The sequence below is a fragment of the Rhodococcoides kroppenstedtii genome (assembly GCF_900111805.1).
In the GTDB taxonomy this organism is placed as follows: domain Bacteria; phylum Actinomycetota; class Actinomycetes; order Mycobacteriales; family Mycobacteriaceae; genus Rhodococcoides; species Rhodococcoides kroppenstedtii.
The window spans coordinates 130,465-144,989 of sequence record NZ_FOJN01000004.1; the positions used below are offsets into that span (position 1 = coordinate 130,465).

At 71.5% G+C, this 14,525-nt stretch carries 10 protein-coding genes and 1 pseudogene; 6 read left to right on the forward strand and 5 right to left on the reverse strand.

Going from position 1 to position 14,525, the window contains the following annotated elements:
- Positions 1 to 58 precede the first annotated feature (58 nt).
- A complete protein-coding gene (locus tag BMZ18_RS06270; protein WP_074922040.1) occupies positions 59 to 1,339 on the forward strand; it encodes an acyltransferase family protein in 1,281 nt (426 codons plus the stop codon).
- Between the two features lie 908 nt (positions 1,340 to 2,247).
- Here BMZ18_RS06270 and BMZ18_RS20300 read toward each other — a convergent pair.
- The 3 genes and pseudogenes from BMZ18_RS20300 to BMZ18_RS06285 all read right to left on the reverse strand — a co-directional run.
- Positions 2,248 to 5,502, reverse strand: a pseudogene (locus BMZ18_RS20300) (DUF3367 domain-containing protein); the annotation flags it as partial.
- Between the two features lie 59 nt (positions 5,503 to 5,561).
- On the reverse strand, positions 5,562 to 5,723 hold the full coding sequence (locus BMZ18_RS06280) for a DUF2613 domain-containing protein (RefSeq protein ID WP_072681274.1): 162 nt from the start codon (positions 5,721 to 5,723) through the stop codon (positions 5,562 to 5,564).
- Between the two features lie 36 nt (positions 5,724 to 5,759).
- The gene (locus BMZ18_RS06285; RefSeq protein WP_068104768.1) at positions 5,760 to 6,227 is read right to left on the reverse strand and encodes a universal stress protein; all 468 of its coding nucleotides are present in this window, start codon (positions 6,225 to 6,227) and stop codon (positions 5,760 to 5,762) included.
- A 90-nt stretch (positions 6,228 to 6,317) separates the two neighbouring features.
- On the opposite strand from BMZ18_RS06285, the gene BMZ18_RS06290 reads away from it, so the two are divergent.
- Complete coding sequence (locus BMZ18_RS06290; protein WP_068360281.1) at positions 6,318 to 7,514, forward strand: glycoside hydrolase family 3 N-terminal domain-containing protein; 1,197 nt, start codon at positions 6,318 to 6,320, stop codon at positions 7,512 to 7,514.
- A gap of 55 nt (positions 7,515 to 7,569) precedes the next feature.
- Entirely contained in the window at positions 7,570 to 8,157 is a 588-nt protein-coding gene (locus tag BMZ18_RS06295; protein WP_068099303.1) for a TetR/AcrR family transcriptional regulator, read from the forward strand.
- Positions 8,158 to 8,225: 68 nt separating this feature from the next.
- Here the strand turns inward: BMZ18_RS06295 and BMZ18_RS06300 are convergent, their stop codons facing one another.
- Entirely contained in the window at positions 8,226 to 9,098 is an 873-nt protein-coding gene (locus BMZ18_RS06300; protein WP_068360279.1) for a MaoC/PaaZ C-terminal domain-containing protein, read from the reverse strand.
- Position 9,099: 1 nt separating this feature from the next.
- A complete protein-coding gene (locus BMZ18_RS06305) occupies positions 9,100 to 10,446 on the reverse strand; it encodes a 3-oxoacyl-ACP reductase (RefSeq protein ID WP_068099305.1) in 1,347 nt (448 codons plus the stop codon).
- A 145-nt stretch (positions 10,447 to 10,591) separates the two neighbouring features.
- Between BMZ18_RS06305 and BMZ18_RS06310 the strand changes: the two genes are divergently transcribed.
- The 3 genes from BMZ18_RS06310 (at position 10,592) to BMZ18_RS06320 (ending at position 14,467) form a co-directional block, all read left to right on the forward strand.
- Positions 10,592 to 11,893, forward strand: a complete 1,302-nt coding sequence (locus BMZ18_RS06310; RefSeq protein ID WP_068360278.1) for an acetyl-CoA C-acetyltransferase — start codon at positions 10,592 to 10,594, stop codon at positions 11,891 to 11,893.
- A 277-nt stretch (positions 11,894 to 12,170) separates the two neighbouring features.
- The gene (locus BMZ18_RS06315) at positions 12,171 to 13,868 is read left to right on the forward strand and encodes a VanW family protein (protein WP_068360277.1); all 1,698 of its coding nucleotides are present in this window, start codon (positions 12,171 to 12,173) and stop codon (positions 13,866 to 13,868) included.
- A gap of 104 nt (positions 13,869 to 13,972) precedes the next feature.
- Entirely contained in the window at positions 13,973 to 14,467 is a 495-nt protein-coding gene (locus BMZ18_RS06320) for a flavin reductase family protein (protein WP_068104769.1), read from the forward strand.
- Positions 14,468 to 14,525: the final 58 nt, after the last annotated feature.

Consider the following 14,525-nt stretch of genomic DNA (forward strand, 5'->3'; position numbering starts at 1 on the left):
GAACCCTAACGTATCGCCCACGAGTGGGCGGGACCTGTGAGGCACACTGGGCAGGACCATGACCAGCGACGCTCCTTCCGTATCGGCGACGACGCCCGACGCGACGGCGGCGCGCGTGCCGACGGGCCCGGTGGCCGGCTTCGTCCCGGCGCTCGAGGGGATGCGCGGTCTGGCGGCGGTGGGCGTCCTGCTCACCCACGTCGCGTTCCAGACGGGCACGTTCTCCGTTCCGGTGGTGGGTCCGCTGCTCGGCCGGCTGGACCTCGCCGTGGCGGTGTTCTTCGCGCTCTCGGGCTTCCTGCTCTGGCGCCCCCATTCGGCGGCGGCGCGGGGACTCGGTCCCGAGCCGTCGGCGCGTCGGTATCTGCTGCACCGCGCGGCACGCATCCTGCCCGTCTACTGGGTGGTGGTGATCCTGGTGCTGGCGCTGCTGCCGGGCGCGGGTGGCGGTCTCGGGCTGTGGCTCGCGAACCTGACGTTGGTGCAGGTCTTCGTCCCGCTCTCGCTCACCCAGGGGCTCACACAGATGTGGTCGCTGTCGGTGGAGGTGGCGTTCTATCTCCTCCTCCCGCTGTTCGGGTGGCTCCTGGTGCGGTTGTCCGGTCCGCGCGCACGGTGGCGGGTGCCCGTGCTCCTGGGTGTCGCGGCGGCGTCGACGGCGTGGACGTTCCTGCCGATCGCGACCGTGGACGGGGTGAACATCGAGAACTGGCTTCCGGGCTATCTGTCCTGGTTCGCCGCGGGCATGATCGTCGCGGAGACGGCCGCGGAGGTCGCCGCCCGACCGGCCGGATCGGTGCGTCCTCGGTTGGCCCGCATCGCCGATCGACGCTGGACGTTGCTCGCGGTCGCCGCCGTCGCCTTCGCCGTCGCGGCCACCCCGGTGGCCGGTGAGCAGGACTTGACGACGCCCGCCGCGTGGCAGTTCGCCGTCAAGGTCTCGCTCGGCGCCCTCGTCTCCTTCTGCCTGCTGGCTCCGTTGGTCCTGGGCACGTCGGTCCGGACGCGGTGGCTCGGTGGGGAGTTCGCGGTGACGATCGGTCGGTGGTCCTACGGCATCTTCGTGTGGCACCTCGCGGTCCTCGCGGTGGTGTTCCCGGTGTTGGGGATCTCGCCGTTCGCGGGACAGTTCCCGCTGGTGGCCGCCGCGACCCTGGTGTTGACCGTCCCCGTGGCCGCGGCCGGTTACGCCTTGATCGAGGAGCCGGTGCGGGTGTTCGTCCGCGATCGGGAACGGCGCAGACGGGCGGTGCGGCCGGCGAGCGAAGACGACTCCGCAGCCGTGGCCAGCAAAACCGAGACCGCCGGTGCCGCCACCGCCAGCACCGCGGCCCCCTGAATCACCGCGGAGTGGCCGACGTAGCCGTCGGCGGCGCGCCAGGGTCCCGTCGAGAGCATCGCCCCGGCGAGCGTGAACCCGACGCCGGCGACGACGACGGCGCTGCGACCGCCGACCACCGGACCGAACCGTGAGCGCACCCCGACGAGCGCGGCGGCGAGGGCCGCGACCAGCCCGAGCCCCGCGAGTCCGCCGATCACCCAGGCCGCACCGGCCAGGCCGAGAGACCCGGCGACGAGGCCGCGCCAGGGGCGGACCGGCGTCGCGGCGTCGTCGACACGCCGAGGTCCGACGAGCAGGAACGCGATCAGCGCGGCCGTCAGCATCAGACCGGCGACCAGGGCCGTTCGGTAGGTGGTGTCGGCGGGGAACGTCAGAGTGACCTCACCGGAGACGCCGGCGGGCACCACCCAGCCCTGCTGCCACCCGTTCACCACCACCGGTGTCAGCACGGTGCCGTCGGGAAGCGTCGCGCGCCAGACCGATGTGCTCTCCGGAACCACCAGGATGCGGTCCTTCTCGGCTCCCGCGAGCGTCACGCGTCGGGTGTGTTCGGTCCATTCGCCGGCGGCGACCGCGACGGGGTTCGGCCCGGCGGCGGGGAACGCGCGCAGCGGCGCGCTGCGCAGCGTCACCGAGTCGACGACGAACGCGTCCCCGGGATCGACCGACACCGACTGCGCGCCCGCCGGGAGCGGGATCGGATTGGAGACGTTCGCGGCGACGGGAACGTCGCCCGCGCACACGGTCGCGGGCACCGGGACGCCCGACGCGAGCGCCGAGGCGGGCGCGGTCACCGCGGTGCGGACGAGCTGCCCGGCGACGGTCAGCGTGGGGCCCTCGCCGCACGGGAGAACGACGGGGGTGTCGGGGTCGGTCCCGGCCGCGGACAGAGACGGATCGTCCGACCGCACGGCGATCTCGGCGAGTCCGGGTGGGCGGATGCGGTCGAAGCCGAGGGCGGTGCGGTCGAGAACGTCGTCCCAGTCGAGCAGGGACAGCACGATGCGGTCGGTCTCGGCGGGCTCCAGGTCGACGTCGGTGGTGCCGTCGGGATCGATCTCGCGCACCTGAGGTCCGGTGCCGAGATCGACGACGACGCGGGTGGGGTGCGCGGGCAGGGTGCCGAGCGACTGCGTGAGCGCGAGGCCGTCGACCCGCGCCCGTCGCGGAAGGGTCAGCGTCACCGTGGGGTACGTGCCGGCGCGGGACTCGACCGCATCCGGCGACGCGGTCCAGCTGGTGCGGTCGTCTCCGTCGGTGAGGGCGAACGCCGAACCGCGGACGTCGGTCACCTCGGAAGCGCCGCGTGCGCGGGGGCGTCCGTCGCGGGCGAGAAGATCCTCGAGCGCGGAGCCGGGCCGTCCGCGGACCCGGACCTCCGGCGTCACCGCCGTGCCTTGCGGAACCGACAATGTTCGCTGGAACGCATCGACCTCTTCGGGGTCGATGCCGACGCCGCCGGCGCAGCGAACTCGATCGGGCGTGTCGATGCACGCCGCGCGGCCCGGAAGCTCCTGCGCGAGTGACCATCCCGTCACGGTCACGCCCGGTGCCGGAGCGGGCAGGTCGGTGCGGTGCTCGATGCGGATCGGCCGGGGCGCCGCGGGATCGGAGAAGTCCGTGAGCCGCAGGTCCGCGATGCCGAACTGGGCTCCGCGCGACCCGTCCTCGGTCTGCGTCGCCGTGATGCGGACGAACGTCGTGCGACCTGCGGGGAGCGAGACCACCACGGGCTCACCCGGTTCGGTGATCCGCGCGGCGGACGTGCCGGTGTCCGTGGCGATCTCCACCCACTTGACCGGGGAGCCGAGCGACCCTGCGGTGGTGCGGAATTCGAGCAGACCCGATGTCAGCGGGGTGTCGGGGCGCAGCTCGAGCCACTGCCCGACGGCGTTCTCGAGGCCGTTGCTGATCCACCCCGTGACGAGGTCGCCGTCGACCGCCGCGGCCGGATTCGCGCCCGGCAACGCTCCGCCGAACTGGGTGGCGTCGGATGCGGAGGAGGACACGGTGATTCGGGCGCCGCGCCAGGATCCCGTGACCGGCGGAGTGGGCCCGGCCGGATAGTCCGGGACGGCGTTCAGGGTGCGCCGCGCGTCGTCGGGGGCACGGACGGAACTGCTGTGATCGTCGACCGAACCGAAGTCGACCTCGCGCTCGACCGGGGTGTCGGTGACCAGCACGTCGTCCACGGGCAGGCCCGCCGCCCGCGCGTCGCCGTCGAGCAGGATCGGGCCCGCCGGGACCGGGGCGATACCGCCGCGCTCGCGCTCGTCGTCCAGGCGCGCCGCGACCTCCGGCCCGCCCTGCACCCGCGGCACCGACTCGGCCGTCACGGTGTAGGGCCCGGCCGGCGTGTCACCCGCATCGACCTCGAAGATCTCGATCGCCGGGTACGTCGGACGCAGGTCGGAGTCCGACACGATGCCCTCGACGTCACCCGGGCCGACGTCGTCACCGAACGTCGCGACGCGGCGCAGACCGGGCGATCCCTCGATCGCCTGGTGGACCGTGGACGTCCGGGTCGACCGCGAGGTCTCGGGGTCGAGATCGTTGCGCAGCACCAGATGTCGCACGTTCATCGTCGTCAGGGTGGCGGCCAGTCCGGCCGACGACCGGCCGTTCGCGAGGAGCCGCTGCACGGCGTCGAGCGCGCGGATCGCGCCCGGCGGCACCAGCGGCACGGCGTCGCGCACCGCCCACGGCGACGACGCCAGGGCTTGGATCGGTTCGTCGCGGGTCAGGCCCCAGAGCTGGGACGCCAACGGCGCGCCGGGGACGACGAGGGCGCGTGATCGGGCCGGGTCGTCGCCCGCACGGTCGGTCAACCACTGTGCCGCCTGCGACCACGCGTCGGGCACGGCAGGGTACGCACCCCGCGGGGCGAGGCGTCCCGTCCAGGCCAGCGACGTCGCGACGGTGAGCGCGACGAGGATCAGCGCGGCGAAGGCCAGCAGCGGGTTCTGCTCCGGGTGGCGGGCGGCGCGGCGCCACCGCGGCGAGGACACGGTGCCCGGCAGCGGGGCGAACCGGAGCAGGTGGGCGACACCGAGGGCGAGGGGCAGGCGGATCAATGGCTCGAGCTTGTGGATGTTGCGCAGGGGTGCGCCCACCCCGTCGAGGAACGCGCGCACCGGTTCGGACACCGGCGAGGCCAGCCCGCCCACGTACCCGGCGGCCATGCCCACCACACCGATCAGGAGGATCAGCGTGAGCCGTCCGCGCGCGGGCATCGACCGCATGGCGAGGCCGGCGAGCCCGGCGGCGGCGACGACGCAGGAGGCGAGGACGACGGCCGGCTGCGTCACGACGATCGCACCGGCGATGCGTTCCGGCGAGACGAACGGCGTCCAACTGCTGGTGCCGCGGACGGCTTCGGTCAGGGAGGCCCACTGCGTCGTCGTGCCGGCGGACTCGATGTAGTCGAGGAAGGGTGGGCTGACCCCGCCGAGAACGAGGAGCGGCACGATCCACCACAGCGTCGCCGCGAGCAGCGCCGCGATCCACCAGCGCGTGAACTGCCACCACCGCGCGTCGGGTCGGTGCGCGAGCCACCAGACGACGGCGACCAGCGTGGCCGCGGCGGTGGCCACGGCGTTCACCGCACCCATGAGGGCGACCGCGACGGCGGAGGACGCGGCGGCGCGACGGACGTCGATCGCCCGCCCGGAGAAGACGCGCACCAGAGGAATCAGAACCCACGGCGCCAGCATCACCGGCAGCGACTCGGAACTGATGGAGCCCAGGGTGGTGAGCACCCGCGGGGCCAGCACGAACGTCAGCCCGGCGACCACCCGCGATCCGCGACTGCCGATGCCGAGCGCCTCGGCGAGCCGCACGATGCCCCAGAACCCGGCGAACAGCAGCAGCGCCCACCACAGGCGTTGCGTGACCCAGCCGGGCACGGCGAGAACGTCACCGAGTGCGAAGAACGCGCCGTGGGGAAAGAAGTACCCGTACGCCTGGTTCTGCACTTGACCGAGCGGCGCATCGGAGGTCCACAGGTGCGACGCGCGGGAGAGGAACCCGAGCGGGTTCTGCGTGAGGTCGTACTTGGTGTCGGCCACGATCAGGCCGGGGGCCTGCAGGAACGACAGGATCAGCGCGCCGAGGGCGGACCAGAGCCGCCACCGAGCGCCGACGGGCGCGACGGAGTGCACCGCCGCGCCGACCGGTGCGACGACCGGCTCCCGGGGGCCGTCGGGCGGTGCGGGAGCGGTCAGCGGCTGCCGTATTCGACCTGGTTGAGCAGCGAGGAATCCGCGTTGCCCGACCGGTCGATCTCGGGACGGCTGTTCGACGAGGCGGCGGCGGTGGCGCCGAAGACCACGGCAACGCCCAGCACGGCTCCGACCAGGGCACTCACGGCTGCGGATTTCACGCGCTCAACGTACCAGGACGGCTTGCCGTCCGGGTGTCAGCGGCCGGGCGGAACGATGAGAACGGGGCGATGACTGTGCTTGAGCACGAGATCGGCCACCGACGACTGCAGCAGCGACCGCAGGCCGGTGCGACCGCGGGTACCGGTGACGATGATGTCGGCGTTCACCTCGTCGGCCACCTCGACGATGGTGGTCCAGATGGCGGAGTGCGACTCCTCGCACCGGCCGTCGGCGTTGATCCCGGCGCGCGCCGCGAGCTCGAGTCCCTCGGAATTGGTGGCGCGCGCGTCGGACAGCGCGATGTCCTCGGTGGTCTCGTCGGGCAACCATTCCGGGGCCATGACCCCCGACAGTCCCGACATACGGGCGGCCTGGCGCACCATCGGTTCCCAGGCGGTGACGACGATGGCCCGCTCGGACTGGAGGAAGCGACCGGCGTACTGGACGGCGCGACGGGCGTTGTCCGACCCGTCGTAGGCGATCAACATGACGTCACAGGACATGGCGGTCCTCCCGACGGGGTTGGGGGTCGTGGCCTGCACCTTACCGGCGCACCGCATCACCCGCGCGGCCATCGCGATAACGTTTCGGACATGCCCGGATACCGCCTGACCTGTCTCCTGGCCGTGTCGACCGTCGCGCTGGCGGCCTGTGGATCGGGGTCGCAGAGCGACGCACCGGAGGCTTCCGCCCCGTCCCCCGCATCGGCCTCGGAATCGGCGGGTCCGACGTCCTCGGCCGTGTCGTCCGGGTCGGCGGCCGCACCCCCGGCCACCACGGACAGCTGTGCGCAGGCGGTGGCGGCCCTCACCGAACGGCAGCGCCTGGCGCAACTGCTGACCGTCGGCGTCACCGGGACCGACGACGCCCTGGCGGTCGTGCGGGCCGAGCAGGTCGGCGGCGTGTTCGTGGGCAGTTGGACCGAGCCGAGCATGCTCGCCGGCGGCGGCGTCGCGCAGGTACAGGAGGCCGCGTCGATTCCCGTCATGGTGACCATCGACGAGGAAGGTGGACGCGTCTCGCGGGCAGAGGACCTGCTCGGCTCGATCCCGAGTGCGCGGGAGACCGCGGCGACGATGACGCCGGAGCAGACCTATGCGATGTGGCGCGAGCGCGGGGAGGGGCTGCGGAACCTCGGCATCACCGTCGACTTCGCGCCCGACGTCGACGTCAGCTCGCAGGCGGACGACACCGTGATCGGTGACCGGTCGTACTCGGACGATCCGGCGACCGTCGTCGTCTACGCCGATGCGGCGGCGCGCGGTCTGCGCGACGCGGGCGTGCTGCCCGTGATCAAGCACTTCCCCGGCCACGGTGCGGCGTCGGGTGACTCGCACACCGGCGCCGTCACGACCCCGCCGCTCGGCGACCTGCAGACCCGCGATCTGGTGCCGTTCCGCGAGCTGGCCCGGCCGGGCGTCGGCGCGATGGTGGGCCACCTGGACGTCCCCGGACTGACGGCGCCGGGTGAGCCCGCCAGCATCAGCCCGGCGGCGATGGCGCTGCTGCGCGACGGCACCGGGTACGGCGCGGCACCGTTCGACGGCCCGATCTTCACCGACGATCTGTCCGGCATGGCGGCCATCACCTCCCGCCTGGGCATCGAGGAGGCGGTGGAGGCGGCGCTGGTCGCCGGCGCCGACGTCGCGTTGTGGATCACGACGGACGCCGTCCCGGACGTGCTCGACCGCCTGGAGGACGCGGTGGCGACGGGTCGGCTGACCGATGCGCAGGTGAACGAGAAGGTCGCGACGGTCCTGCGGGCCAAGGCGGCCCAGGGATGCGTGTGAGCGAGCTGACCGTCGAGTAAGGTCGGGGATTGCACCGACGACCGCGGGAGGGCGCATGGCTGGCGGAACCAAGCGGTTGCCGCGCGCCGTCCGCGAACAGCAGATGCTCGACGCGGCCATCGAGGTGTTCTCCGAGAACGGCTTTCACGCCACGTCGATGGATTCGATCGCCGCGCGAGCGCAGATCTCCAAGCCGATGCTGTACCTGTACTACGGCAGCAAGGACGAATTGTTCGCTGCCTGCATCCACCGTGAGGGCCTCGAGTTCGTCCAGGCCATGACGCCGGCGGCGGACCCGTCGCTCAGCCCGCGTGAGCAGCTTCGCAAGGCCCTGGTGGGGTTCCTGACATTCGTCGACCAGCATCGGTCGTCGTGGATGGTGCTCTACCGTCAGGCGATCGGGCAGCAGGCGTTCGCCGGCCAGGTGCAGAGCAGCCGTGACCGGCTGATCGCCCTCACGGCGTCGTTGCTGGAGATGAGCACCAAGGACCCGGGCCCGGAGCACGATTTCGGGCTCATGGCCGTGGCGCTGGTCGGCGCCGGCGAGGCGGTCGCGGACCGCGTGGCCGGCGGTGAGGTGGACGTCCACCAGGCCACCGAACTCCTCGAGACACTCGCCTGGCGCGGTCTCCGCGCGTCCTGACGCACGACAGCACGGCCACCTCGAAGGGTGGCCGTGCTCCCGTGTCGATCGGTTCTGCGTCGATCAGGTCAGCGCAGCGTGCCCGTCAGGAAGGGGTAGCCCTTCTTCGGGTGCTTCAGCGCCAGGTCCCACTGCCCGTGCTCGCCCGCCCGGTCCGCGTAGACGTTGACCTTCGCCGGCAGCACGATCGGCTTGCCGAACTTCACCGTGTACGTGGTCGATTCGGCGATGCGGCCGTCGACCGCGCCGAGAACGGCCGCGGCGCTCCACATTCCGTGGGCGATGGTGCGCGGGAACCCGAAGGCCTTGGCGCCCAACGACGAAACGTGGATCGGGTTGCGATCACCCGACACCGCGGCGTACTTCGAGATGACCTTCTGGTCCGGCCGCAGCGTGGTGAGCGGCGGCGGCGGAACCTCGTCGGCCGGCGGCGCTTCGCGCGGGCCGCCCGAGAGGGAGGTCTTCTGCAGCGACAGGAACGTCGAGGTCTGCCGCCACACCGTCTCGCGTCCGACGGCGACCTCGCTGATCAGGTCGATCAGCAGGCCCTTGCGGTGCTCGCGCAGGTTCTCCGCGTGCACGGTCACGTCCAGCGGCTCGAGCACGGACACCGGACGCAGGCTCTCGATCACGTTCTCCGCGTGGACCGACCCCATGGCGGCGAACGGGAAGTCCTTCGACACCATCAGCGACATGACGGTCGGGAACACCAGCGTGAACGGGTAGGTGAGGGGGAGCGCATCCGTCAGCCGGAGGCCCGTCACCCGGCAGTACGCCGCCAGGTTGTCCGGATCCACCCGTACCCCGGCCAGTTTCAGCGTCGTACTCGGCACGGACCGGGTCCGCTTGCCGCCGCCGAGGATCGGCACCGAGTCGAGCGCGGCGCGCGCGTAGACGTCGCGGATGCGCGGCGGAGCGTCGAGCGTAATCACGTCACCCACGTCAGGCTCCTATCAGGGACTGACCGCACACGCGCACGATCTGGCCGGTCACGGCGTTGGAGGCGGGGCTCGCGAAGTAGGCGATGGTCTCGGCCACGTCCACGGTCTGGCCGCCCTGCAGCAGCGAGCTCATCCGTCGTCCCGCCTCGCGCGTGGCGAACGGAATGGCCGCCGTCATCGCGGTCTCGATGAAGCCGGGGGCGACGGCGTTGATGGTGATGTTCTTCTTCGCCAGCTCCGGTGCCTCGGCGTGGACCATGCCGATGACGCCGGCCTTCGACGCACCGTAGTTGGTCTGGCCGCGGTTGCCCGCGATGCCGGCGATGGAGGACACGTCGATCACGCGGCCACCCTCGTTCAGCGTGCCGGACTTCACCAGCGACGACGTGATGCGGTGCGGCGCAGCGAGGTTGACCCCGATGACGGAGTTCCACCGAGCGTCGTCCATGTTGGCGAGCAGCTTGTCGCGCGTGATGCCGGCGTTGTGCACCACGATGTCGAGGCCACCGTGACGCTCCTTCACGTGCTTGGCCAGGACGTCGGCGGCGTCGGGCGAGGTGACGTCGAGGGCCAGCGAGGTTCCGCCCACCTTGTTGGCCGTCTCCGACAGCGCCTCACCGGCAGCCGGGATGTCGGCGCAGATGACGTGCGCGCCGTCGCGCGAGAGGACCTCGGCGATGGTGGCGCCGATGCCGCGCGCGGCGCCGGTGACCAGGGCGACCTTGCCCTCGAGGGGCTTGTCCCACGACGCGGGAGCGGTGGACGAGTCCTTGCCGACGGCGATGACCTGGCCGGAGACGAACGCGGACTTGGCCGAGAGGAGGAAGCGGAGGGTCGACTCGACACCGGACAGGTCGGGTGCGGCGTCAGAAGAGACGTAGACCAGCTGCGAGGTGCCGCCGCGGCGCAGTTCCTTGCCGACGCTGCGGGTGAAGCCCTCGAGCGCACGCTGGGCGATGTGCTCGTCGACCGACGACGTCTCCTCGGGCGTGGTGCCGAGCACCACGACGCGGCTCGACGGTCCGAGGCGCTTGATGTTCGGGGAGAAGAACTGGAAGAGCTGCTCGAGTTCCTCGATGGACGCGATTCCGGTGGCGTCGAAGACCAGGGCGCCAAGCTTGTCGTCGTGCGCGCTGGCGACGGGGTAGTCCGACAGCAGGACGCGCAGGGGCTCGGCGAGGCGCCCGCTGCCGCCGATCAGGATCGGTCCGGCGAGCGGCGGCTCACCCGGCTGGTAGCGGCGCAGCGTCTCCGGCTGCGGCAGTCCGGCCTGCTTCGCGAGGAACGCGCCGGGTGCCGAGGACAGGAACTGCGAGTAGAGGTCGGGGGCTCCCTTGGTGGCTGCCATGTCTCACCTTCGTGTCTCGGGGAATGTCGTGTTTCGCGACTTGTCGGGTGGTGTCGACAAGTAACTTACCGGTGAGTAAGAATAGAGTCCACGACGATGCGGCCACAAGGCGGCCGTACCCTCCGCGCACAGGGAGAACGAAGCAGTGACCAGTACAGAGAAGCGCCCCGTCGCGATCCTCGGTGGCAACAGAATTCCGTTCGCCCGCTCGAACAAGGCGTACGCGAACGCGTCCAACCAGGACATGCTGACCGCCGCCGTCGACGGTCTGGTGAGTCGGTTCAACCTCCAGGGCGAGCGGCTGGGCCTGGTCGGCGGTGGCGCCGTCCTCAAGCACCCGCGCGACTTCAACCTCACCCGCGAGGTGGTACTCGGCAGCGCGCTCAGCCCGTACACCCCGGCCTTCGACCTGCAGCAGGCCTGTGGCACCAGCATGCAGACCGTGATCGCGGTCGGTGACGCCATCGCGGCCGGCCGCATCGAGTCCGGCATCGGCAGCGGCGTGGACACCACCTCCGACGCTCCCATCGGCGTGAACAACGAGCTGCGGGAGTTCCTGCTCTCGCTCAACCGCGCCAAGAGCACCACCGACCGCCTCAAGCTGCTCGCGAACGTGCGCCCGTCCATGCTGGGCATCGAGATTCCGCGCAACGGCGAGCCCCGCACCGGCAAGTCGATGGGCGAGCACGCCGCAGAGACCGCCAAGGAGTTCGGCATCCGCCGCGAGGATCAGGACGCGCTGGCCGCCGCGAGCCACCGCAACATGGCCGCGGCGTACGACTCCGGGTTCTTCGACGACCTGATCACCCCGTACCTCGGCCTCACCCGCGACGACAACCTGCGTCCCGACTCGTCGGAGGAGAAGCTGGCCAAGCTCAAGCCGGTCTTCGGCACCTCGCTGGGCGACGCCACCATGACCGCCGGCAACTCGACCCCGCTCACCGACGGCGCGTCCGCCGTGCTGCTGTCGAGCGACGAGTGGGCCGAGCAGCACAACCTTCCCGTGCTGGCCCACCTGGTGGACTCCGAGTTCGCCGCCGTCGACTACGTCCACGGCAACGGCTCGTACAAGGACGGCCTGCTCATGGCCCCCACCTACGCGATCCCGCGTCTGCTCGAGCGCAACGGCCTGACGCTCCAGGACTTCGACTACTACGAGATCCACGAGGCTTTCGCGTCCGTCGTGCTGGCCACGCTGCAGGCCTTCGAGAGCGACGAGTACTGCAAGGAGCGTCTGGGCCTCGACGGCGCACTCGGCTCGATCGACCGGAGCAAGCTCAACGTGCACGGCTCCTCCCTCGCGGCGGGTCACCCGTTCGCCGCGACCGGCGGCCGTGTCGTGGCGACGCTCGCGAAGATGTTGTCGCAGAAGGGGTCCGGCCGCGGCCTGATCTCCATCTGCGCTGCCGGCGGTCAGGGGATCACCGCCATCGTCGAGGCCGCCTGACCGGTTCTCGCGTACACGAAGGGACCCGGCAACGAGGGGTGGCCGGGTCCCTTCGTGCTGTCCGGGGTCTTGTCGAGCCGAGCGTCGTGACGAGCGGCTCCCCGGTTTCGATCCGGCGCCCCCGATCGGAGGTGCCCCGCCGGAACCGGGGAGCCGTTCGCGGGCAGGGCTGCGGCTGTAACGCTTCCCGACCCGCCCCGATAGAGGGGGTGGCTCCGCAGTGCTGCCCGACCCCCGACCCGGCAGCGCTGCGGGGCCTTCTCGGTAGGCTCGGGCCGTGAACCAGCAACACTCGCGCACGTCGCCGGCGTGGAAGCCCGTGGCCGTGGTCGCCGGCGCCGTCGTCGCCGTGGGAGTCGTGCTCTACGCGGCCGACTGGTTCACCTCCACCGGCGACATCCCGCGCGGTGTGACCGTGGCCGGAGTCGACGTGGGCGGTCGGAGCCCCCAAGATGCGGAAGCTCTGCTGCGCGATCGTCTCGGCTCCCGCGCCGATCAGCCCGTCCCGGTCCGGGCGGACGACGCCACCGCAGAGATCGTCCCCGCCGCCGCCGGCCTCGGGATCGACTGGGCCGGGACTTTCGACCGGGCCGGTGACCAGCCTCTGTCGCCGATCACGCGGCTGACGTCGTTCTTCGGCTCGCGTGAGATCGGCGTCGTCTCGTCGGTCGACGACGCCGCCCTGACCGCCGCCGTCGAGAACCTCCGTCCCGTCGTGGACCGGGCGCCCGTGGAGGGCGGCGTGGTGTTCGACGCCGCCACACCGGTTCCGGTCCTGCCGGTGACGGGACGGACGCTGGACGTCGACGCGGCCGCCTCCACCCTCGAACGGGACTGGGCGACGGGAGACACCGTCGACCTCCCCTACGACGAGCAGGCCGTGACCGTCACCGAGCAGGGCGTCCGGGATGCCGTCGACGAGGTGGCCACACCGGCCGTGTCCGCTCCCGTCGTCGTCACGGGCCGGGAGAACGCCGTCACCGAGCTGCCGCCCGAGCGGGTGGGCGAGGTGCTGCGCTTCGAGCCGAACGACGACGGCGGACTCGATCCGATCTACGACACCGACGCCGCGATCCGCATCCTGGCGCCGGGACTGGCCGAGACGGAGACGCGCCCGGTGAACGCGCGCTTCGACTTCTCCTCGGGCCGGCCCGTCGTCGTGCCGTCGCAAGAGGGCGTGGCCGTGCAGTGGCCGCAGACGCTCGAGAACCTGCCCGACCTGCTGGCCGGCACGGGCCCCGCGCGGTCGGTCGACGCGCAGTACGGACCGCAGGCACCCGCGGTGACCACCGAGCAGGCGAACGGCCTCGGCATCCGAGAAGTGGTGGCCGAGTACACCACCGGCGGATTCGAGTACGCGTCCGGCGTGAACATCGGGCTGACCGCGGACATCGTGAACGGTGCCGTCGTCGCACCCGGCGAGACGTTCTCGCTCAACGGCTACACCGGGCCGCGCGGGACGGCGCAGGGCTTCGTCGAGTCCGGCATCATCGACAACGGTCGGCCCGATCGCGCCGTCGGCGGCGGCATCAGCCAGTTCGCCACCACGCTCTACAACGCCTCCTACTTCGCCGGCATGGAGGACGTCGAGCACACCGAACACAGCTACTACATCTCCCGCTACCCCGAGGCGCGGGAAGCGACGGTCTTCGAGGGCGCGATCGACCTGAAGTTCCGCAACCCATTCGAGACCGGCGCGGTGATCGAATCGTTCGCCGACTCGTCGTCCGTCACCGTGCGGATCTGGGGCACCAAGACCGTCGACGTCGAGTCGATCACCGGGTCACGGTCCGCGCCGACGTCGCCGGACACCATCCGACTGCCGCGCGGGCCGCAGTGCATCGCGTCGAGCGGCGCGCCGGGCTTCACGACGAGCGACACCCGCGTCGTCACCGACGCCGCCACGGGCGCCGAGCTCTCCCGCACCACGCGCACCGTGAAGTACGACCCGGTGCCCATCGTGAGGTGTGAATAGCGCCGGTATCGCTCACCGTGATCCGAACCCCGGGCCTGTGACCTTGCACGGTCCACCCCCGCGGGTGGTGGCGGCCGGGTGAGCGCGGACCTACCGTGGAGTTCATGAGTCTCGCCTCCACCACGGACCTCGACCAGGACACGTTGCGCCGGGCTTACGGCACGTTTCCCAGCGGGGTCGTGGCGATCGCGGCGGAGATCGACGGCGAGCGCGTGGGGTTGGCGGCGAGCAGTTTCGTCTCGGTGTCGATCGATCCGCCCCTCGTGGCCTTCTGCATCCAGAACACGTCGAGCACCTGGCCGCGCCTGGCGGCCGCGTCGCACCTCGGCATCAGCGTGCTCGGGGAGGCGCACGACGTCGCCGTGCGGACGCTCGCGGCCAAGACCGGCGACCGCTTCGCCGGGCTGACCACCTCGACCAGCGACGACGGGGCCGTCTTCGTCGAAGGGGCGTCGGCCTGGCTGGACACCACCGTCGAGCAGCAGGTTCCCGCCGGCGATCACGCAATCGTGCTCCTGCGCATCCACGGGCTCGACGTCCACAGCGGGGTCGCTCCCATCGTCTTCCAGGGGAGCAGGTTCCGCCGCCTCGTGGAGTGAGTCCGCGCTCGTGGACTTTCGGTTAATCATCGTTTACCGTCTTGGTTAAGGACGATTA